Consider the following 19254-nt stretch of genomic DNA (forward strand, 5'->3'; position numbering starts at 1 on the left):
CGCTCCGCCCTGCCGGATGAGGCGCCACGGGGCGATTTGGCGCGCTTCCTCGGCGTTCCGGCGGTGGCCGCGCTGCTGCCCCGGCCGGGTGCGATCCTGATCCTCTGCGATCGCCCGGACCCGGACCTCGCCTTCTTCCACGCGCACTTCATCCAGGCCTCGCTCTGCCTGGTGACCGGCGACCCGGACCTGGAGAGCCAGGTCCCGGCGGGCATCGCCGTGGCGTGCGGCCCGGTCGGAGACCGGCGCTGGCTGCAGGAACTCGCGGCGTTCCACGGCCCGAACCTCGTGATCGACCAGCGCGACGACGCGAAGGCGGATGGCACGCCGGCCGAGCGGGCCCTGGCCTTCGTGGTCTTCCACCGGGCACTCGCCCGCGGCGGCGTCCAGGCCCTTCGCATCCCCGCCCGCTCCCGATTCGGAGGCTCGGTGACGCGCGCCCTGGCGCGCCGGCTGGCGGGGGCGGCGCGCCTGCCGCGACACGCGCCCGCGCAGAACCATTATCGCATCCTCGCCAAGCCCGCCGCGCCCGCCACGCCGATCCGTATCCTGACGGCCGACGACATCCCGGATAACGGCCGGACGGCGGAGGCCGTGACGATCGCGGCACCGACCTACCGGCGCGCCGAGGCGGAGCTCATCGACGCCCCAGCCTGGATCGCCGAGTGCGTGTCGTTCTACGCGGGGCGCGACGTGGTTCCGCGCCCCGCGCGCGTCCATCGCTTCCGCGAGGCGCGGGTCTTCGGCTACGGCCTCGTGCAGGTCGGCGATGCCGTGGTCGAGGAAAGCCTGATCAACCGCGACCGGACGCACCTGCTCGGCGCCCTCGCGCTCGCGCCCGCCGGCGCACAGGTTCACCACACCCTGCCGAGGCCGCGCCGGATCCCTGGCCGCACGGTGCATCTCTGGCAGATGTGGGCGGAGAATTACGGGCACTGGCTCATCGAGTGTCTGCCCCGCCTGCACGTCGCCGCCCGCGCGGGCCTGCTCGACGGGGCGAGGGTCGCGGTCCAGGCCGTGCCGGGGATGCAGGCCCTCTACCGGGAGACCCTCGCCGTCCTGGGCATCGGCGAGGACCGCATCGTCTGGCTGACGCAGCGCGAGGTGATCTTCGAGGAACTGGTCTATCCGAGCCCGATCACCCGACAGCCGATCACGAAATCCCCCCTGGTCATCGATGCGGCCAGCGACCTTCGCGACCGGATCGGCCCCCCGGCCGAAATTCTGCCCGAGCGCATCTATGTCAGCCGCAACCGCAGCGGGCGGCGGCGGCTGGTGAACGAGGAGGCGGTGATCGCGCTCCTCACCGCACGCGGCTACGGCGTCGTGCATCCCGAGACCCTGCCCTTCGCCCGGCAGGTCCAGGTCTTCGCCGCCGCCCGGTTCGTGGTCGGGGGGATGGGCGCGGCGCTGGCCAACCTGGCCTTCGGGCCGGCCGGCCTGCGCTGCCTCCTGCTCACGAACCGCGACATGCTGGACGACTTCTTCCTCGATCTGGTCGGGCTGAAGGACGGCACCTACGTCTCGATTCACGGCACGAGCCTCGCGCCGGAGCTTGCCATGCATTCCGACTACACGATCGACCTCGACACGCTGCGCGACGCCCTCGACCGCCACGGCTTCTGAACCGGGGCCCGGTCCGGCCGATCCTCGACACGGGGCGGCGCGGCCATAGTTTACCGCCACGGCCCGCACCCCGCGCGGGCGCCCCAGGACGAAGCCCGGACAGAGCCCATGGATTCCGAGACGCCCGCCGCTCCCAAGCCCGAACTCGACGCCGACACCCTGGCCTTCGCGGGCCGCGTCTTCCAGTACGCCCGCCTGGGCCACGCCGAGGAACTGGCGGAGCTGTTCGGCCAGGGCCTGCCGGCGAACCTGCGCAACGACAAGGGCGACAGCCTGCTGATGCTCGCGGCCTATAACGGCCAGGCCGAGGCCGCGCGGGTCATCCTCGAAGGCGGCGGCGACCCCGAACTCGCCAACGATCGCGGGCAGACGCCCCTCGCCGGCGCGGCCTTCAAGGGCGACCTCGCCATCGCCGGCCTGCTGCTCGCCCACGGCGCGCAGGTCGACGGGACCGGCACCGGCACGCGCACCGCCCTGATGACGGCGGCGATGTTCAACCGCACCGACATGGTTGAGCTGCTCCTCGCGCACGGCGCCGATCCCGACCTGCGCGACGGCGCCGGCCTCACCGCCGCGGAGATGGCCCAGTCGATGGGCGCCGCCGACACGCCGCGCCAGCTCGCTCAGGCGAAGCGGCCGGGCGCCGGATGACGGACTACACGACCGCGACAGCGCCGGACAACAGGACCGGGTCGGGACGCAGGTCCGGGCCGAGAGGGAAAGAATCCATGCACATCGCACGTCTGGCCGGCCTCGCAGCCCTGCTTTCGGCCACGCTTCCACTGGGCGTACGGGCCGACGACTGGCCGATGTTCGGGCGCGACCACACCAATCAGCACTTCTCGCCGCTCACCGGCCTCGACCGCGCCAACGTGAAGAACCTGCGCCCGGCCTGGATCTTCCAGACCGGGATCACCGGCTATTTCCAGGCGGAACCGGTGGTGGTCGGCACCACGCTCTACGTCTCGACCACGCAGAACCACGTGGCGGCCCTCGATGCCCGCGACGGCCGGGTGCTCTGGACCTACACCCACAAGGCGCGCACGGAGAAGATCTTCGGGCCGCCCTCGAACCGGGGCGTCGCGGTCTCGGACGGCAAGGTCTTCGAGGCGACCATGGACGGGCGGATCATCGCCCTCGACGCCGCCACCGGCAAGGTCCTGTGGGACCACGAGGCCGTGCGCCCGGAGGAGGGCGAGTCCGAGACCGCCTCGGCGCTGGCCGAGACGCTCGGGGCGAACGGCGTGCAGGGGTCGAGCCGGCTCGGCTTCAAGATGCCGCCCCTGGTGGCGGAGGGCCTCGTCATCGTGGGCGTCGCGGGCGCCGGTTACGGCCTGCATGTCGAGGACGCGAAGGGCGGTCTCGACGGGGGCGCCGTGGTCGGCATCGAGGGCGGCTACGGCCGGCGCGGCTGGCTCGCCGCCTACGACGCGGCCACGGGCGAGGAGCGCTGGCGCTGGTACGTGACGAAGGCCGATGGCTGGGAGGGCGATTTCGCCACCGCCACGCCCGACGGCGTGCCGCTCCACCGCGACATCGCCGCCGAGAAGGCCGCCGCGCCCGCCAACCGCGAGGCGTGGCGGGTGGGCGGCGGCTCCCTCTGGATGACGCCGGCCTACGACCCCGACCTCGGGCTGATCTATGTCGGCACCGGCAACCCCGCGCCGCAGAATTTCGGCCTCTCGCGGCCGGGCGACAACCTCTACACCATGAGCCTCGTCGCCCTCGACGTGCGCAGCGGGCGCCTGCGCTGGTACCATCAGCAGGTGCCGCACGACGAGTGGGGCTACGACGTCGCGAGCCCGCCCTTCCTCCTCGACCAGCCGACCCCGCAGGGCCCGGTCAAGGCCGTGGCCCAGGGCTCGAAGACCGGCTGGATCTACGTGCACGACCGCGCCACGGGGAAGCTCCTGACGCGCAGCGCGCCGCTGATCGCGCAGAAGAACCTCTACGCGCCGCCGACCGAGGCCGGCACCGTGGTCAGCCCCGGCCCCCTCGGAGCGATCTCCTGGCACCCGGTCGCCTACGATGCGCGGACGGGCAAGGCCTTCGCTCAGGTCCGGCACGGGGCCACCACCTACGTGGTCAGGACCGTGCCGGCGACGCCCGAGCGCCCGGCCATCCGCTACACCGAGACCACCGAGGCCAAGGGCGAGCCGAGCTTCAGCACCCTGACGGCGGTGGACCTCGCGGGCGGCGGCGCGATCGCTTGGTCGGTGAAGGGCGGCAGCCGGCTCTCCGGGGGAACGCTGGCCACGGCCGGCGGCCTCGTCTTCTCCGGCGAGGAGGACGGCCACCTCGACGCCCACGACGCGCAGACCGGCGCGATCCTGTGGCGCTTCCAGTGCGGCGCCGGCATCGGCGGCCCGCCGATCACCTATTCGCTCGACGGAAAGCAGTACGTCGCCGTGGCGGCGGGCGGCGCGTCGTTCACCAAGGGCTCCGGCTTCGGCACCGGCGACGCCCTCGTGGTGTTCGCGTTGCCGGACTGAGGAAGACGGCCTAGCGCCGCCGCGGTGACGGGACGACGGGGCGTTCCGGGTAGAATGCCACGCAGGCCGTGGCGATCACCTGTTCGGCCCCAATCCGATGTGACATGAGGACACGGTCGGCGCGTGCCTTGCGTCGGCCGGTCCATCACAGCCGGAGATCGCACCACGCCATGACGACCGACGCCGTGACGGCCGATGCCCCCGAGCCGCGCCAGCCGGAGGACCGGGGTCCCCCGGTGGTCCGCACCATCGCGATGCCCGCCGACACCAACCCGGCCGGCGACATCTTCGGCGGCTGGCTGATGGGCCAGATGGATCTGGCCGCCGGCAACATCGCCGCCCGGCGCTCGCGCGGGCGCTGCGCCACCATCTCGGTGGAGGCGATGACCTTCCATCGCCCGGTCATCGTCGGCGACGAGGTCAGCATCTATGCCTGGATCGTGCGGGTCGGCCGCACCTCGATGCGCATCCAGGTCGAGGTCTGGCGCCGCGAGCGGGAGGGCGAGGAGACCATGAAGGTGACGGAGGGGCTGTTCACCTTCGTGGCCATCGGCGCCGACCGCCGGCCCCGAATCATCCCGCCGGAGCGCGAGAACGCCGCGTGAGCCGCGCCGGACCGTCCCGCCGGTCCCTGCTCGCGGGCGCTCTGGCGCTCGGGGGCGGCCGAGCCTTCGCCGCGTCCCCATCCTGGGTCGCCGACGGCCTCAACGCGGCGGCCGCCGCCAAGGGCGTCGCCTACGGCTCGGCGGTGAACGGCGTCGCGCTCCGCCAGCAGCCCGCCTATGCCCGCGCCCTGGCGCGGGAGGCCGGCATCCTCGTGTCCGAGAACGCGATGAAGCTGACCTATGCCTGGCGCGAGCCCGACACGCTCGACTTCACCTACGCGGACGAGGTGATGGCCTTCGCGGAGACGAACCGCCAGCGCATGCGCGGCCACACCCTGGTCTGGCACGAGATGCTCCCGGCCTGGGTCCAGGGCCGCCTCGCCGGCGGACAGGGCGAGGCCTTCCTGCGCCGCTGGATCGGCGCCATGGCGGGCCGCTACCGGGGCCGGATCGAGGCCTGGGACGTGGTCAACGAGATCTGCGGCCCCCAGGACGGCCGCCCCGACGGCCTGCGGCGCACGCCCTGGCTGGAGGCGCTGGGCCCGTCTTACGTCGACCTCGCCTTCCGCATCCAGCACGCCACCGACCCCAAGGCGGCGGGCACCTGGAACGAGAACGACCTCGAACTCGATGCCGACTGGATCGATTCACGCCGCGCCATGGTGTTGCGGACGCTCGAAGGCCTGAAATCGCGCGGCGTGCCCATCCGGCGCCTCGGCCTCCAGGGTCACCTCTACGCCAAGCACCCGCTGAACCAGGCGAAGCTGCGGCGCTTCCTGACGGAGGTCGCCGGCCTCGGCCTCGCGATCGAGGTCACGGAGTTCGACATCAACGACCGCGACTACCCGGCCGACCTGAAGGTCCGGGACCGGGCGGTCTCGGACCTCGCCCGCCGCTTCCTCGACGTGGTGCTGGACGAGCCGGCGGTGCTGAACGTGCTGACCTGGGACATCACCAACCGCAACACCTGGCTCAACACGAACCCGGAGCGCCGGCGCGCCGACGGGCTGACCCAGCGGGCGCTGCCCCTCGACGAAGCTCTGGCGCGCACCCCGCTCTGGGCCGCGATGCGCCGGGCGTTCGACGATGCGCCCGACCACCGCTCGGCGCGCGCACGGTTGCGCAACGCCTGAGCCTCACTGGCCGAGCAGGCGGGCCTGCTGCGGCCGCTCGCCCGCCTGCTGGCGCAGGAAGGCCGCCATCTCGGCGAGCTCCGGTGCCTTCGAGCGGAAGGTGACCGAGAGCGCCAGCAGGGTGTCGGCATGGTCGAGGCCGGGATAGATCCGCTCCTGCACCGGTACCCGCGCCTCGCGCAGGCGGGCGGCAAGATGCCGCGTATTCGCGGGGCGCACCACGGTATCCGCCTCGCCGGAGGCCAGGAAGGCCGGTGGCGAGCGCGGGCCCGCGAAGGTGATCGGCTGCGTCTCCGCCTTGTTCGGCGCCTCACCGAAGACCTCCGTCGCGGTCCCGGCGTCCAGGGGCAGGAAATCATAGGGGCCGGAAAGTCCAGCCACGGCCCGCACGACGCGCGGGTCGACGCCGGCACGGCGCAGGTAACTCGGATTCAACCCCAGCATCACGGCGTTGTAGGCACCGGCCGAGTGCCCGGCGAGCACGATCCGGCGGGGATCGCCGCCATAGGCCGCGATGTTCTCCTGCACCCAGGCGATGGCCCGGGCGCCGTCATCGAGGAAGTCGGGAAAGCGGACCTCCGGGTAGAGCCGGTAATCCGGCAGCACCGTGACGAACCCCTGCGCCGCCAGGGCCTGGCCGACAAAGGCGTAATCTTCCTTCGCGCCGTTCTTCCAGGAGCCGCCGTAGAAGAAGACCAGAACGGGGGCGCTCCCGCTGGCCGCCACCGGGGTGAAGACATCGAGGCGCTGGCGCGGATGCGTCCCGAACGCCGCGTTCTTCAGGCTGAGACGCCCGCCGTCGTCCCGGGGGCCGATGGCGTCGAAGAAGGCGAGCGGCGAGCAGGCCGTGATTCCGAGCGCGACGAGCGCGAGACCGGCGAAGCTGGCAAGGACGGCGAGAACCCGGGTCATGCATCTCTCAGTTGGGGCGCGTCCCCCCTGTGACAGGGCTCGCGCGGCGGATTCATGGCGGGATCTTCATGGAGCGAACGTCCCGGCGTGACCGGGTCCGATCCGCGGGCCGTGGTCACGATCAGGTTCTGAGGACGAGACAGGCACCGCCGACCCGCTGGATCTTGCCGCACAGGCCATCGGCGGCCTCGCGGCTCTGGGCCGGAATGCGGACGCGGTAGAAGGCGCGCGTGCCCCGGCTGCGCAGGCGTGTTCCGATGATCATCGGGCGAACATCGCCGATCACGCTTGTGTAGAGCTTCCGTGTCCGCGCGAAGCTCTGAAGCGCCAGCGATTTCGAGAAGTTTCCGGCAAGCTGGATCCCCCAGGGGGCCGCCGGCCCCTCGTTCCCGCCGAGCGCGAACCGATCGCCGCGCGACGGAATACGGAGCGCCGCCGTTACCTGGAGGCAGGTCATCTCGGAGGCCGGGCCGGCGTCGCTCTTTCGCGTCTGCGCGGGCTCGCCCTCCGGCATCTCGATCTCGGCGCCCGGACGCCAGGCTTCGGCGGGAGATCCGGTGATGGCCAGAACGTAGTTGCGGGTCTCGGTCGGCAATCCGCCGCTGCCGGCCAGCCAGGACGAGACCCGGCCCGGCCCCCCGTTATAGGCCGCGGCCGCCAATCCGAGGTTGCCGAATTGCCGGTTGAGGTCCGCCAGCAGATGCGCGGCGTGCGGAATGGCCTGCTCCGGGTCGAACGGATCGGTCAACCCGCGCTCGCGGGCGGTTCCGGGCATGAACTGCGCGACCCCCTGTGCGCCGACCGGACTCACGGCGCCGACCCGGAACGCACTCTCGCGCCAGATCAGCCGGGTGAGAAAGGGCACGGGCAGCCCGCGCGCCTTGGCCGATCCCTCGATGAGCCGGCAGAGCGCCTGCTCCACGGTCTCGGTCGCCGCCTCCGCGGCGGCACGCGCCGGCATCGGTGCGAGCAGCATCAGGAGCAGAAGCAGGATGCGGGGGCATTGTCTGGGAAACGCGGTCACGCGGCGTTTGTAGGGCGCGCGCGCCGCCGATCAATCGCGAAGGCCCGGGCATCACCCACATAACGGCGTTCGCCGATTGCGGGCCCGCGCGCTATAACGCCCGTCATGCCGTCAGCCCCGCCCGCATACAGGCCTCGATGACCGAAACGCTCCTCGACGTTCAGGACCTGTCGGTCGCCTTCCGCTCGCGAGAGCGCGAGACGCGGGCCGTCGATGGCGTGAGCTTCACCATCGAAGCCGGGGAAACCGTGGCGCTGGTGGGCGAATCCGGCTCCGGCAAATCGGTGACCGCCCTCTCGATTCTGCGGCTCCTGGATTCCAGCGCCCACCATCCGAGTGGGCGCATCCTGTTCAAGGGGCAGGACCTCCTGACGCTGCCGGAGCGCAGGCTGCGCGGCATTCGCGGCGCCGACATCACCATGGTGTTCCAGGAGCCGATGACCTCCCTGAACCCGTTGCACACGATCCAGCGTCAGATCGGCGAGGTGCTGGAGGTGCATCTCGGCCTCTCGGGGCGCAAGGCGCGGGCGCGCATCCTCGAACTCCTGGACCTCGTCGGGCTGCGCGACGCCGAGCGCCGCCTCAACGCCTATCCGCACGAACTCTCGGGCGGCCAGCGCCAGCGCGTGATGATCGCCATGGCGCTGGCCTGCGAGCCCGACCTGCTCGTCGCCGACGAGCCGACCACCGCCCTCGACGTGACGGTGCAGGCGCAGATCCTGACCCTGCTCGCCGATCTGCAGACGCGGCTCGGTATGGCGATGCTGTTCATCACCCACGATCTCGGCATCGTCCAGCGGATCGCGAGCCGCGTCTGCGTCATGCTGTCCGGCCGGATCGTGGAGGCCGGGCCGGTGGCGGAGATCTTCGCGCGCCCGCAGCACGAATACACGCGGCGTCTCCTCGCTTCCGAGCCGAAGGGGCGTGCCAACCCGGTCGCGGCGGACGCGCCGCGCCTGCTGGAGGCCGGTCCCCTCAAGGTCTGGTTCCCGATCCGCGAGGGCTGGCTCCGCCGGACCACGAGCCATGTCAAGGCGGTGGACGGCGTCAGCCTGGCGGTGCGCGCGGGCGAAACCGTGGGCGTGGTCGGCGAATCCGGCTCCGGCAAGACGACGCTGGGACTGGCGCTGTTGCGCCTCACCGATTGCGACGGGCCGATCGTCTTCCTCGGCTCCTCCATCGCCGGCCTGCCCCCGGCGGCCATGCGCCCCTACCGGCGCGACATGCAGGTGGTGTTCCAGGACCCCTACGGCTCGCTGTCGCCCCGGATGACGGTGGCCGACATCGTCGCCGAAGGACTGGTGGTGCAGGGCGCGGTGAGGACGCGGGCCGAGCGGCATGCCGTCGTCGCCGGGGCGCTCACCGATGTCGGGCTCGATCCGGCGACGATGAACCGCTATCCGCATGAATTCTCGGGCGGGCAGCGCCAGCGGATCGCCATCGCGCGCGCCATCGTGCTGAAGCCGAAATTCATCGTCCTCGACGAGCCGACCTCCGCGCTCGACCGCTCCGTGCAGGCTCAGATCGTCACGCTCCTGCGCGACCTCCAGCGCGAGCGCGGCCTCGCCTACCTCTTCATCAGCCACGACCTCAAGGTGGTTCGGGCCCTGGCGAACTACGTGCTGGTGATGCAGAACGGCCACGTGGTGGAAGAAGGCTCCGCCGAAGCGATTTTCTCGTCTCCGAAGACCGCCTATACCCAGACCCTCTTCGCGGCCGCCTTCGATCTCCAGAGCGAAACGATCGCCGATCCGGTCCCGGCCTGAGGGGGGAGAGCCCATGCCGCGCGCCCTCCTCATCGTGCTCGATTCCGTCGGCATCGGCGGCGCCCCCGACGCTGAGCGATACGGCGACCTGGGCGCCGACACGCTGGGCCATATCGCGCAAGCCTGCGCGGCGGGTCGCGGAGACCGACCGGGTCTGCGCGCAGGCCCCCTGTCGTTGCCGCATCTCGCGGCTCTCGGCCTCGGGCTGGCGGCACAGGGCGCGACGGGACGTATTCCCGCCGGGCTCGCGATCACGAGCATTCCGACCGGTGCCCACGGCCACGCGGTCGAGAGAGCCGCCGGCAAGGATACGCCATCCGGCCACTGGGAAATCACCGGCGTGCCTGTGCTGACACCCTGGGGCCACTTCCCCGTCACCGTTCCAGCCTTCCCGCCGAGCCTGACCGAGGCCCTGGTCGCGGCGGCCGGACTGCCCGGCATCCTGGGCGATTGCCACGCGGCCGGAACCGCCATCATCGACCGGCTCGGGGCCGAGCATGTCCGGACCGGCCGGCCGATCTGCTACACCTCCGCCGACAGCGTCTTTCAGATCGCGGCGCACGAGGACAGCTTCGGCCTGGAGCGCCTCTACGCCACCTGCCGCATCGCCCGCGATCTCTGCGACGCCCACCGGATCGGACGCGTGATCGCCCGTCCCTTCGTCGGCGATCCCGAGGCCGGGTTCCGGCGCACGCCGAACCGCAAGGATTACGCGGTCGAGCCGCCGGGCCGCACGCTCCTCGACATCCTGAAGGACTCGGCGCGCGCCGTGGTGAGCGTCGGCAAGATCGGCGATATCTTCGCGCATCGCGCGACCGGCCAGGAGATCAAGCCCGGCGGCAATACGCTCTGCCTTGACGCCGCGCTCGCGGCCTTCGCCACCTTGCCGGATGGCGGTCTCGTCTTCCTCAACCTCGTGGATTTCGACACCGAATACGGGCACCGGCGCGATGTCCCGGGCTATGCGGCCGAACTCGAGGCCTTCGATGCGCGGCTGCCCGAGATCGCAGCCGCCCTGCGTCCGGGAGACCTCTGCATCGTCACCGCCGATCACGGCAACGATCCGACCTGGGCGGGGACCGATCATACCCGCGAACAGGTCCCGATCCTCGCCTTCGGGCCGGGCATCGCACCCGTCCGGATCGGTCGGCGCGAGACATTCGCAGATATCGGTGCCACGCTGGCGCATCATCTCGAACTCGAAGCTCCCGGGACCGGATGTTCCTGGCTATGATGGCGATGGGATCGGAGGCGCGCATGCGAGACGAGGACGAGAGCAGGTCGCGCGACAGCGCCGCGCACCGGGTCGGGGAACCGCTCGATACCCTCTCGATGGAAGACCTCGAGGCGCGCATCGCGCTTCTCGTCTCCGAGATTGCACGGCTCGAAGCGGCGCGGGACGCGAAGAAGGCAGCCCTCGAACGCGCCGGTTCGATCTTCCGCCTGTGATGCCGGTTGAGCCCTCCGGAATGGCGGATTGGGGCTTCGCTCAGGCGCCGCGCGGGCTCGGCGAGCCTGTCTCCGCTTCGATCAGGCGGAAGACGTGATCACGGGGTTCGATCGAGGATTTCGATGAGCCCCGGCAGAGGCGCCCTTCACCCAGATGGGGGATGAATCACGCGGCTCCGTAGGCTCTCATGCAACTCTTAGAATGTACGAGAGGGCCGTGATGGAATCCAAGTGGATGCTGGCGCCTTGGATGCGGCGGCGGATCGCGCGGCATGTCGAGCGAGGCACGAGCGAGCGTGTCATCGCATGTCTGATCGGCTCGGTCGCGCCGGCCCCGACGGGCGAGACCACGAGTTCGAGCGGGACGCATCGGGAGACGTCCGGGGACGCTCTGTCCAACGTCATTCCGTTTCGTGCCGCCGTCGTTCGCACCGCGCCTCCGGCGGGAACCGTCTCCTGAGCGACCACCCTCGCGCGTCCTAGCGGATCAGGCTGAGACCCGAGATCAGCCGAGCCAGGTCGACCTGACGGGTGACGCCCGTCTTGGCGAAGATCGCCTTCACCTGGCTGCGAATGGTTTCCAGCCCGACATTCTGCTGCGCGGCGAGAATCGCGATCGTGGCGCCGTCCGCGATGCCGCGTGCGATGCGGGCTTCGGCGGCGGTCAAGTCGAACAAGCCGGAGAGAAGCTCGGTTCCGGGCACCGGACGCGGCATCACCGGCGTTGCGACCATCAGCATCGTTCCGCCGCCGAAGACATCCTGGGCCGAACCGCGCATCGGCAGGAGATGGACGACCATCGCAGGATTGTCGTCGTCGGCCGGGACCGCGATCGATCGGGCGGATTGGGCCGCGCGGGCACCGATGGCGTCGGCCAGGAGGGCATCGGCTCCGGGATGCGCGAAGGCGATCCGCTCGCGGTGGTCGCGCACCACGCGAGGCACGAGCCCCGCAAAGCCGGCATTGCGATATTGCAGCTTGCCGCTGCCGGACAGCACCGCGGCCGGGAGCCCCAGCATCTCGAGCGCTTGCACGGATGCGTGCGCCCGCTCCAGTTTCAGGCGCGCCGAGAGCAGGGCCGCGCGGCCGAGATGCGGCCGCAACGCGTCGAGCGTCACGATGGCCGCGTGAGGCACGGGCCCGTCGACGAACCGGCGCTCGCTGCTGAAAATGAGCGTATCGCCCGTGGAGAGCGGGAAGGCGGTCGCCACCCCCCACCCCAGACCCCTGGGGCGGAGGAACTTTTGAATCAGGACATCCTGTTCCAATTCCTCCGGCGTGTAGACATCCTCTTCGCGAATGAACCCCGCATGGCGCGCGGCCAGAAGCCTCGCGGTTCGCTGACCCGCACGGCTCCATCCGCCGGTCGCGAAATCCTCCATGACCTGATCGAGGCTCACGGAATTGATCCAGCGATGGGACTGCAGATCCGCGGTGATGAGGACCGTACCCTGCGCGCCGGCGATTTCGGCGATCTGGTCCAGAACTGCGGACCAGAGTTCAGGGAGGACCGCCGCCTCATAGATCAAGTCCGTCAGCGCTTCGAACTCGATCTGTCCAGGTCGAAAAGTCACGGCACCCAAGCTCACTACGTTCTCGAAATTGTCGTTTGAGTATGATGTTCGCGAACTCACGTCGCGGGATGAACGTTCGCCGATCCCGAGGATTTCGATGTTCTTCCAAATCACGACTCTGTGATAGCGCGCAAGCGTCGTGCCGACGGGACGGGCGAGGCTCTCTATCGTGGTCCGCCATGTTAGGTGTTGGGAGAGCGGAACCCTCGAGCCTGCGCAGCGAAGCGCGCCGATCGTCGAGGGTGAGGAGAACGGTGTGCGACATTGGCGGGAAGGCCCGGGAGACCGGCGCAGTTATCATCACGGCAACCTCAAGGAGGCGCTGATCGAGGCGGCGCGCCGGTTCATCGCCGAACGCGGGATCGGCGGGTTCACCCTGGTCGATGCCGCGCGCCTCGTCGGCGTCACGCCCGCCGCCCTCTATCGACATTTTCGCGGCCGCGAGGCGCTTCTCGAAGAGGTGGCGGGGCGCGGATTCGCCGATCTCGCCGAACGTCTGGCTCGGGCCCTCAACGCGCGCGGCACACCTTTGGAGCGCTTCACCCGAATGGGCGAAGCCTATCTCGCCTTCGCGGAGGAGGAGCCCGGCTATTACGCGGCGATCTTCGAGACGCGAGGATTGGCGGCCGCCGAGCCGAACGAAGGGCCGGGTGCGCGCCCGAGCCCCTTCGACCTTCTGGTCGACGCCTTGCAATCGACGTTTCCCGAAGGCTTCGGCGGTGTCACCCCCCGTTTCATCGCCCTCGAAGTCTGGGCCCTGTCGCATGGGCTGGCGACCCTGGCGGCGTCGGGCCACCTGCCGAAAGGAGCCGGGATGCCGGACAAGTACGAACTCCTTCGGGCCGGCGTGCTTGCCCTGGTGCACGGGGCGGCGAGCGCGCGGGGACGGGAATAGCGCGTCGCGGCCCCTTGAAAGCGGACTTGTCCATCCGCAAGTGAATGTCGTTCACATTTACATTGGAGCCGTGAGCCGTGAGCTTCTCTTCCTCCTCCCCCTTCACGACCGGGAAGGCCTGCCGCAGCGGCCCCTTCCCCCGTCGATCCGTCGAAATCGGTGCGATCGTCGTCGCCTTCATCTACTGGTGGCCGCTGGCCGCCGCCTATGTCGCCTGGAAAGTCGCGGGCTATCCGGCCCTCGGCGAGTTGCGGGGCTGGGCCGGACGTGGCCTGTCCTGGAATTCGGGAGCGACGCGTTCACGCTTCGCCGCCGCGTTCGAGGCGGCCAATCGCGGTGGCGTCACGGGCAATCGCGCCTTCGACGAGTATCGCCGGAGTGAGCTCGACCGCTTGGACGCCCAACGGCGCGCCCTTCAGGAAGAGAGTCGCGCCTTCGCCGAGTTCGTCGAGGAGTTGAAGCGGGCGAAGGACCGCGAGCAGTTCGACGCCTTCATGCAGAAGCGTCGCGCGGCGGACACCACCCGCTCCGTCTGAACGACGAGGGATCCGGGAGGGTTGGCCAGAGGGCTCCCGGCCGTGCGCCGGGAGCCCTCTTTCGTGTTGTCGAACCAGATAAGCGCTCTCGCTCAGCGGCCGCCGATGCTCTAGGAATTCCGCTTGCGTCTGGAACTCGGCTCTGCTGCCCTGGATCGGACCACCGCCTTTCGGGAGATCCAGCGATGCAGGCAGCGGCGGCGCCCGTCCGAGTGGTGGATCACCCGCTCGTGCAGCATAAATTGACCCTGTTGCGCCAGCGCGAACGCTCGACCAAGGGCTTCCGTCAGATCCTCAACGAGATCGGGATGCTGCTGGCCTATGAGGTCACGCGCGACCTGCCCCTTGAGAGCGTGACCATCGATACACCGATCCAAGCGATGGAGGCCCCGCAGATCGCCGGCAAGAAGCTCGTCCTCGCGCCGATCCTGCGGGCGGGCGTCGGTTTCCTCGATGGCATGCTCTCCCTGGTTCCGTCGGCCCGCGTCGCGCATGTGGGCCTCTATCGCGATCCCGAGACGCTGGAAGCCGTGGAGTATTACTTCAAGGCGCCCTCGGACCTGATCGACCGCACCGTCCTGGTGCTCGACCCGATGCTGGCGACGGCGAACTCGGCGGTGGCGGCGATCGATCTGCTGAAGAGCCGAGGCGCTCAGGATCTGCGCTTCGTCTGCCTGCTCGCCGCACCGGAGGGGCTCGCCCGGTTGCAGGCCGCGCATCCCGACGTGCCGGTCTGGACCGCCGCCATCGACAGCCACCTCAACGACCATGGCTATATCGTGCCGGGCCTCGGCGACGCCGGCGATCGGATGTACGGGACGCGCTGACGCGCGTCGCCGAGAGATCATCCTTGCCGAACGGGAGTCTTGCCAAACGGGAGCCCGGCCGCACATGACGGGCACCCGGAGGAGATCCACGATGACAGCCAGCCTACCCGAGACGATGCGACAGATCCGGTTCAGCGGAGCCGGCGGCCCGGACGTGCTGAGCCTGGAAACGGTGCCGTTGCCGCAGGCCGGAGCCGGTCAGGTTCTGATCGAGGTCGTGGGCGCGGGCGTCAACCGTCCCGACATCCAGCAGCGCGAGGGGAAATATCCGCCGCCGAAGGGCGCCACGGAAATCCCGGGGCTCGAAGTCGCGGGCCGTGTCGTCGCCCTGGGCGAAGGTGCCACGGGCGTCTCGATCGGCGACGAAGTCTGTGCCCTGGTGATCAGCGGCGGCTACGCGGAATTCGCCGTCGCGGAGATCGGGCAGTGCCTGCCGAAGCCGCGCTCCCTCTCGCTGATCGAGGCCGGCGGCCTGCCGGAGAACTACTTCACGGTCTACAGCACGGTGATCGAGCGCGGGCGGCTCAAGGCCGGCGAGGCCTTCCTCGTCCATGGTGGATCGAGCGGCATCGGCTCCACGGCGATCCAGATCGCGAAGCATCACGGCGCCCGCGTCTTCGCCACGGCTGGCTCCGCCGAGAAGTGCGACTTCTGCCGTGAACTCGGCGCGGACGCCGCCATCAATTATCGGGAAGCGGATTTCGTCGAGGCCGTGAAGGGCCTCACGGACGGCAATGGCGTCGATGTCATTCTCGACATGGTCGGCGCTCCCTACCTCGCCAAGAACCTGTCCGCCCTGGCGATCGAAGGCCGCCTCGTCCAGATCGCCTTCATGCAGGGCTACAAGGTCGATGCCTTCAGCATGACCCCCATCATGATGAAGCGGCTGACCTTCACGGGCGCCACGTTGCGCGCGCGCCCGAAAGCCGAGAAGGCGGCGATCGCCCAGGGCCTGGCGCGCGACGTCTGGCCGTTGCTGGAAACCGGCGCCATCCGTCCGATCATTCATGCCACCTTCCCTCTGGAAGAGGCGCGCAAGGCGCATGAACTCATGGAATCGAGCACGCATCTCGGCAAGATCATGCTGACCACCGGCCGCTGAGCCGGCTTGCCCGGGAACTCCGCTCTCGAGCCTCGCGTTTCCGACCCGAGCATGACCTGAGAGCGAACTGTCGCTTGGGTCGAAACGACGGTCTTCGGGACCGGTCAAGCGAGGATCGAATGGCGGATAATCTACACGGTCAGGATGCCCGGCAGGGCAAGCGCGGCAAACCGGTTCTCTACGTCCTCGTCGCCAGTCTGGTTCTCCTCGCGATCGCGATCACCGGACTGATGACGTGGCAGGGCGCGAACGCGCCGAAGGACTACGCGAGCCAGAGCCAGGATGCATCGCGCAAGGAAGTGACGGGCTCGGTGAGCGGGAATTCGAACACGACATCGTCGTCGACGACGGGCAGCGTGCCGGCCGCGAACCCCGCCTATCCGAGCGCGGCCCAGCCGTCCGCGAACGGCAACAAGCAGTAATCTCGCGCGGGGTCCGTCCGTGCCGATCCGCCTCAGCGGGTCGGTACGGGCGTCTCGCCACGGTAATCGTAGAAACCGCGCTTCGACTTGCGGCCGAGCCATCCGGCTTCGACGTACTTCACGAGAAGCGGGCAGGGCCGGTATTTCGAGTCGGCGAGCCCCTCGTAGAGCACCTGCATCACCGACAGACACGTATCGAGACCGATGAAATCGGCGAGTTGCAGCGGACCCATCGGGTGGTTCGCGCCGAGCCGCATGGCGGTGTCGATCGACTCGACGGACCCGACGCCCTCGTAGAGCGTGTAGATCGCCTCGTTGATCATCGGCAGCAGGATGCGGTTGACGATGAAGGCCGGAAAATCCTCCGACATCGTCGAAATCTTGCCGAGCTTGGCGATGAACGCCTTGGCCGATTCGTAGGTCGGGTCCTCCGTGGCGATGCCGCGGATCAGCTCGACGAGCTGCATCACCGGCACCGGGTTCATGAAGTGGATCCCGATGAACCGCTCCGGCCGGTCCGTCGACGCCGCCAGACGCGTGATCGAGATCGACGAGGTGTTGGTGGCGATCAGGGCATCGGGCCTCAGCGAGGCGCAGAGGGTGCTGAAGATCTGACGCTTCGTCGATTCGTCTTCGGTGGCCGCCTCGATGACGAGATCACAGGGCGCCAGATCATCGAAGGTCTCCGCGCCCACGATGCGCGCGACCGCGGCGCGACGCTGCTCGTCGGCGATGGTGCCCTTGGAAACCTGACGCGCGAGGTTGCCGTCCACGGTCGCCAGACCGTTGTGAATGCGAGACGGATCGCGGTCGTTCAGACGGACGTCGAGGCCCGCCATCGCGCAGACATGCGCGATACCGCTGCCCATCTGTCCGGCACCGATGATTCCGACCGTTCTGATATCGATGCCCATCGCCTGAACTCGCACCCTTCCGGCGTGACTTGATCGGCGACCGAACCCCCGTCCGGTCGCCGTGGACGCCCAGTCCGCTTATAGCGTCGCGCGGCAGCGCCTTCCTAGAACAATTCCCTGCAAGGACGCCACCGTCATGAGGTCGGACCGGCCGCCGTGCGAACCGGATGACCTCAAGCGTTCGCTCAACCCTTGGCCTTGGCGATCTCGGATTGCAGATCCGGCACGACCTGGAACAGGTCCCCGACGAGGCCGTAATCCGCCACCTGGAAGATCGGCGCGTCCTCGTCCTTGTTGATCGCCACGATGACCTTGGAGTCCTTCATGCCGGCGAGATGCTGGATCGCGCCCGAGATGCCCACCGCCACGTAGAGATCGGGGGCGACCACCTTGCCGGTCTGGCCGACCTGCCAGTCGTTCGGGGCATAGCCCGCATCCACCGCCGCGCGCGACGCGCCCACCGCGGCGCCGAGCGTGTCGGCCAGCGGTTCGATGAGCTCCTTGAACTTGTCGGCCGAGCCGAGCGAGCGCCCACCCGAGACGATGATGCGCGCCGCGGCCAGTTCCGGCCGGTCGGACTTGGCGATCTCCTCGCCCTTGAAGCTCGACTTTCCCGCATTGGCGGCCGTCTGCACGGGCTCGATCGCGGCCTCGGCGCCGCCCTCGGCCGCCGGCTTGAAGGCCGCCGTCCGCACGGTGATCACCTTCTTGGCCTCGGTGGCCTGAACGGTCTGGATCGCGTTGCCGGCGTAGATCGGCCGCTCGAACGTGTCGGGCGAGACCACCGTGATGATGTCGGAGATCTGCGCCACGTCGAGGAGGGCGGCGACGCGCGGGAGCACGTTCTTGCCCGTGGTCGAGGCCGCCGCGATGATCACGTCGTAGGGCGCCGCGATGGCGGCAATGAGCGCGGCCGTGGGCTCGGCCAGGGCATGGTCGTAGGCACCGTCCTCGTTGAGGAGCACCTTCTCGACGCCGTCGAGCTTGGCGGCCGCTTCCGCCGCCGGGCGGCTGCCGGTGCCGAGCACCAGGGCGTGGACGGGACCGCCGAGCTGAGCGGCGGCGCTGAGCGCCTTCCGGCTGGCGTCGCGCACGGCGCCGTTGTCGTGTTCGATGAAGAGGAGCGTGGCCATGATGGGGGAGAAATCCTCGAAAGGGCCGGAGCCGTTGTGACGAGCCCGTCGCCCTCGCGGCGCCGGGCCCCGACGGGAGGCTGGGCGTTCCTAGAGAACGCCGGCCTCGACCTTGAGCTTCTGGACCAGGGCGGCGGCCGACTCGACCTTGACGCCCGCCTTGCGGCCGGCCGGCTCGACGGTCTTCAGGACCGTGATCCGAGGGGTGACGTCGACGCCGAGGGCGTCGGGGGCCAGTTCCTCCAAGGGCTTCTTCTTGGCCTTCATGATGTTGGGGAGCGACGCGTAGCGCGGCTCGTTGAGGCGCAGGTCCGTCGTCACGATGGCGGGCAGCGTCAGCGTCACGGTCTGGAGGCCGCCGTCGATCTCGCGGGTGACGTCGATCGCGCCGTCGCCGAACTCGACCTTGAAGGCGAAGGTGCCCTGGGGCCAGTCGAGGAGGGCGGCCAGCATCTGGCCTGTCTGGTTCGAGTCGTCGTCGATGGCCTGCTTGCCGAGGATGACGAGGCCGGGGGCCTCCTTCTCCACGATGGCCTTGAGGATCTTGGCCACCGCCAGCGGTTCCACGAGCCCGTCGGTCTTGACCAGGATGGCGCGGTCGGCGCCCATGGCCAGCGCCGTGCGCAGGGTCTCCTGGGCCTGCTGCGGGCCGATGGAGACGGCCACGATCTCCGTGACCTTGCCCTTCTCCTTGAGGCGGATCGCCTCCTCGACGGCGATCTCGTCGAAGGGGTTCATGGACATCTTGACGTTGGCGAGGTCCACACCCGATCCATCGGCCTTGACCCGGATCTTGACGTTGTAGTCGACGACCCGCTTGACGGGCACCAGAACCTTCATGGCG

The 19254-nt window shown here is 69.6% G+C and carries 19 protein-coding genes; 13 read left to right on the forward strand and 6 right to left on the reverse strand.

Going from position 1 to position 19254, the window contains the following annotated elements; translation table 11 throughout:
* Positions 1-36 precede the first annotated feature (36 nt).
* The 5 genes from MKK54_RS10720 to MKK54_RS10740 all read left to right on the forward strand — a co-directional run bounded on the left by MKK54_RS10720 (position 37) and on the right by MKK54_RS10740 (position 5856).
* Positions 37-1626, forward strand: a complete 1590-nt coding sequence (locus MKK54_RS10720; protein ID WP_244010774.1) for a glycosyltransferase family 61 protein — start codon at positions 37-39, stop codon at positions 1624-1626.
* Between the two features lie 108 nt (positions 1627-1734).
* Entirely contained in the window at positions 1735-2277 is a 543-nt protein-coding gene (locus MKK54_RS10725) for an ankyrin repeat domain-containing protein (RefSeq protein WP_244010775.1), read from the forward strand.
* A 77-nt stretch (positions 2278-2354) separates the two neighbouring features.
* On the forward strand, positions 2355-4118 hold the full coding sequence (locus MKK54_RS10730) for a pyrroloquinoline quinone-dependent dehydrogenase (RefSeq protein ID WP_244010776.1): 1764 nt from the start codon (positions 2355-2357) through the stop codon (positions 4116-4118).
* A gap of 170 nt (positions 4119-4288) precedes the next feature.
* Positions 4289-4723 (forward strand): acyl-CoA thioesterase, encoded by a 435-nt coding sequence (locus tag MKK54_RS10735; protein WP_279597293.1) that lies wholly within the window; start codon positions 4289-4291, stop codon positions 4721-4723.
* Positions 4720-5856 carry an endo-1,4-beta-xylanase gene (locus MKK54_RS10740; RefSeq protein ID WP_244010777.1) on the forward strand — a complete coding sequence of 379 codons (1137 nt, stop codon included), beginning with the start codon at positions 4720-4722 and terminating at the stop codon, positions 5854-5856. Before MKK54_RS10735 ends, MKK54_RS10740 begins: the two co-directional genes overlap by 4 nt.
* Before the next feature lie 3 nt (positions 5857-5859).
* Here MKK54_RS10740 and MKK54_RS10745 read toward each other — a convergent pair whose 3' ends face one another.
* Positions 5860-6768, reverse strand: a complete 909-nt coding sequence (locus MKK54_RS10745) for an alpha/beta hydrolase (protein WP_244010778.1) — start codon at positions 6766-6768, stop codon at positions 5860-5862.
* Between the two features lie 121 nt (positions 6769-6889).
* Positions 6890-7744 carry a lytic transglycosylase domain-containing protein gene (locus MKK54_RS10750; protein WP_244010816.1) on the reverse strand — a complete coding sequence of 285 codons (855 nt, stop codon included), beginning with the start codon at positions 7742-7744 and terminating at the stop codon, positions 6890-6892.
* A gap of 185 nt (positions 7745-7929) precedes the next feature.
* On the opposite strand from MKK54_RS10750, the gene MKK54_RS10755 reads away from it, so the two are divergent.
* Genes MKK54_RS10755 through MKK54_RS10765 form a run of 3 tightly spaced genes read left to right on the forward strand, consistent with a single transcriptional unit; the run spans position 7930 to position 11007 of the window.
* Positions 7930-9558 (forward strand): ABC transporter ATP-binding protein, encoded by a 1629-nt coding sequence (locus MKK54_RS10755; RefSeq protein ID WP_244010779.1) that lies wholly within the window; start codon positions 7930-7932, stop codon positions 9556-9558.
* 13 nt (positions 9559-9571) lie between these two features.
* Complete coding sequence (locus MKK54_RS10760) at positions 9572-10792, forward strand: phosphopentomutase (protein ID WP_244010780.1); 1221 nt, start codon at positions 9572-9574, stop codon at positions 10790-10792.
* A 23-nt stretch (positions 10793-10815) separates the two neighbouring features.
* Positions 10816-11007, forward strand: a complete 192-nt coding sequence (locus MKK54_RS10765) for a DUF1192 domain-containing protein (protein ID WP_244010781.1) — start codon at positions 10816-10818, stop codon at positions 11005-11007.
* A 479-nt stretch (positions 11008-11486) separates the two neighbouring features.
* On the opposite strand, the gene MKK54_RS10770 is transcribed toward MKK54_RS10765, so the two are convergent.
* On the reverse strand, positions 11487-12695 hold the full coding sequence (locus MKK54_RS10770) for a helix-turn-helix transcriptional regulator (protein ID WP_244010782.1): 1209 nt from the start codon (positions 12693-12695) through the stop codon (positions 11487-11489).
* A 142-nt stretch (positions 12696-12837) separates the two neighbouring features.
* On the opposite strand from MKK54_RS10770, the gene MKK54_RS10775 reads away from it, so the two are divergent.
* From MKK54_RS10775 to MKK54_RS10795, 5 genes are all read left to right on the forward strand, one after another.
* The gene (locus MKK54_RS10775) at positions 12838-13476 is read left to right on the forward strand and encodes a TetR/AcrR family transcriptional regulator (RefSeq protein WP_244010783.1); all 639 of its coding nucleotides are present in this window, start codon (positions 12838-12840) and stop codon (positions 13474-13476) included.
* 77 nt (positions 13477-13553) lie between these two features.
* Positions 13554-14012 carry a DUF2852 domain-containing protein gene (locus tag MKK54_RS10780; RefSeq protein ID WP_244010784.1) on the forward strand — a complete coding sequence of 153 codons (459 nt, stop codon included), beginning with the start codon at positions 13554-13556 and terminating at the stop codon, positions 14010-14012.
* Between the two features lie 185 nt (positions 14013-14197).
* Complete coding sequence (upp, locus tag MKK54_RS10785) at positions 14198-14839, forward strand: uracil phosphoribosyltransferase (RefSeq protein ID WP_244010785.1); 642 nt, start codon at positions 14198-14200, stop codon at positions 14837-14839.
* A 91-nt stretch (positions 14840-14930) separates the two neighbouring features.
* Positions 14931-15941, forward strand: a complete 1011-nt coding sequence (locus MKK54_RS10790) for an NAD(P)H-quinone oxidoreductase (protein ID WP_244010786.1) — start codon at positions 14931-14933, stop codon at positions 15939-15941.
* A 119-nt stretch (positions 15942-16060) separates the two neighbouring features.
* Entirely contained in the window at positions 16061-16363 is a 303-nt protein-coding gene (locus MKK54_RS10795; RefSeq protein WP_244010787.1) for a hypothetical protein, read from the forward strand.
* A 32-nt stretch (positions 16364-16395) separates the two neighbouring features.
* On the opposite strand, the gene MKK54_RS10800 is transcribed toward MKK54_RS10795, so the two are convergent.
* The 3 genes from MKK54_RS10800 to MKK54_RS10810 form a co-directional block, all read right to left on the reverse strand.
* Entirely contained in the window at positions 16396-17277 is an 882-nt protein-coding gene (locus MKK54_RS10800; protein WP_244010788.1) for a 3-hydroxybutyryl-CoA dehydrogenase, read from the reverse strand.
* A gap of 185 nt (positions 17278-17462) precedes the next feature.
* Positions 17463-18410 (reverse strand): electron transfer flavoprotein subunit alpha/FixB family protein, encoded by a 948-nt coding sequence (locus MKK54_RS10805; protein WP_244010789.1) that lies wholly within the window; start codon positions 18408-18410, stop codon positions 17463-17465.
* Between the two features lie 90 nt (positions 18411-18500).
* Positions 18501-19250 carry an electron transfer flavoprotein subunit beta/FixA family protein gene (locus MKK54_RS10810; protein WP_244010790.1) on the reverse strand — a complete coding sequence of 250 codons (750 nt, stop codon included), beginning with the start codon at positions 19248-19250 and terminating at the stop codon, positions 18501-18503.
* Between the last annotated feature and the right edge of the window lie 4 nt (positions 19251-19254).

This window comes from Methylobacterium sp. J-068 (assembly GCF_022829445.1).
GTDB lineage: Bacteria > Pseudomonadota > Alphaproteobacteria > Rhizobiales > Beijerinckiaceae > Methylobacterium.